The organism is Sphaerisporangium sp. NPDC004334 (assembly GCF_053602655.1).
In genome coordinates, this window is the sequence record NZ_JBSGDZ010000080.1 from 1 (window position 1) to 2006 (window position 2006).

The 2006-nt window shown below is 69.3% G+C and carries 1 protein-coding gene; it reads left to right on the top strand.

Features of this window, described 5'->3' with window-relative positions; translation table 11 throughout:
* On the top strand, positions 1-1787 hold a 1787-nt coding region (locus tag ACWEN6_RS40820), incomplete at its 5' end, for a BMP family ABC transporter substrate-binding protein (RefSeq protein WP_452577584.1).
* Positions 1788-2006: the final 219 nt, after the last annotated feature.

Genomic DNA, 2006 nt, shown 5'->3' on the forward strand with positions numbered 1-2006 from the left:
ACGTCGAGGGCGCCTCGCTGGAGCAGCGGGTCCGGGAACGCGGGCCGCTCAGTGGGGACGAGCTGGTACGGCTGGCGCTGGGCACGGCCGGCGCGTTGGCGGCGATCCATCAGGCGGGCGTCGTGCACCGCGACTTCAAGCCGAGCAACGTGCTGCTCGGCCCCGACGGGCCGCGTGTGATCGACTTCGGCATCGCCCGTGCCTTGGATTCCTTGACGGTCACCGGCAGCGGGGTCACCGGCAGCGGGGTCACCGGCACCCCGATGTACATGGCGCCCGAACAGATCGCCGGCGAGCAGGTCGGCCCCCCGGCCGACGTCTTCGCCTGGGCGGTGACCATGGTCTTCGCGGCCACCGGCCGCCGTGCCTTCGGCGGCGCGAGCGTGCCGTCCGTCCTGCACGCCGTCCTCACCGCCGACCCCGACCTCAGTGAGGTCCCGGAGCCGCTGCGTCCACTGCTCGGACGATGCCTGGCCAAGAACCCGCAGGACAGACCCACGGCCGCCGAGATCATGCTGCAGTTGGTCGGCCACGACGCGGCCTCGCTGCAGCGCGTCTTGCCCTCCACCACCGCCACCGCATCACCGGTCTCGCCGCCTTCGTCACAGGTGAAGGTGGCGACGGCGGGGACCACAGCCGGTCCGCCCCAGACCGGACGACACCGCCGCGTCAGGCCGCGCGCGATGGTCCCCTGGCTGGGTGTGCTGCTCGCTCTTGCGGTCATGGCCGGCATCTGGCTGTGGAAATCGCCTGGCGGCCACCCCATCGACTCCGCCGGTCCCTCCACTCCCTCCACTCCCTCCGCCTCCCGCCGAGCCACCGCCTCCTCCTCCGCCATCGCCGCCGTCGCCGGCAAGCTGGACAAGGTCGGCATCGCCCTGGACATCGGCGGCCGGGGTGACATGTGGTTCAACGACTCGGCCGTCCAGGGCATCGAACGCGCCAAGCGGGAACTCGGCGCACGCGAGGTCAAAGAACTGGCGGCGAAGGCGGGTGAGACGGAGGAGCAGAAGGCACAGCGACTGAGAGTACTCGCCAAGAGTGGACACAACCCGATCATCGCCATCGGCTACGCCTACTCCGAGGTGGTCAAAGCCGTCGCGACCGAGTTCCCCGACACCACGTTCGCGATCGTCGACAGCGAGGAGGCGAAGGGAGGCAACATCTCCAACCTGGTCTTCGCCGAGCAGGAAGGCGGCTTCCTCGCCGGCGTGGCGGCAGCCCTGAAGTCGAAGAACGGGCACCTGGGCTTCGTCGGAGCGGTCAATGACGAGGGACCGATCGAACGGGCCGCCGCAGGCTTCGTCGCGGGCGCCCGGTCGGTCAAGCCGGACATCAAGGTCGACGTGAAGTACGTGACCCGCTACCCGGACTTCGGCGGCTTCAACGATCCCGACCAAGGCCAGACCGTCGCGGCCGGCCTGTTCCGCGCGCAGGCCGATGTGCTTTACCAGGCGGCGGGAGACTCCAACCTCGGTGTCATGCGAGCCGCCGAGGCGGCCGGCGGGCATGTCATCGGCGCCGAGGGTGACGAGGCCCACGCCGCGGACGACGCGATGCGCAATGTCGTCCTCACCTCGATCATCAAGCGCGTCGACATGGTCGTCTTCGACTACCTCAAGGACTTCTCCACCGGCTCCACGACACCCGGCCGCAACGTCTACGGCATCAAGTCCCACGGCTTCGCCTACACCACGACCGGCCACCACATCGACGACATCACGGCCCGCCTGGACGAGGTGGAACAGAAAATCGCCAACGGCCAGATAGACGTCCCGAAGCAGTGATCGGACACAGCGACCTTCATGACCGCGACAGCCTCCCGACGGCACGTCCGGCCCTGACGAGCGCGCCACCCTGCGCGTATCGCATGACGACGGCGCAGGCCAGGGATCACCACCCGTCGGCCATCCGCGACACCACACTTTCACGGTCATCTACCAGGTGCCGGCGCGTGCTCTTCCGGACGGCGTCCCCAGGCCGAGATCAGCGGCGCGAGGGTCAGG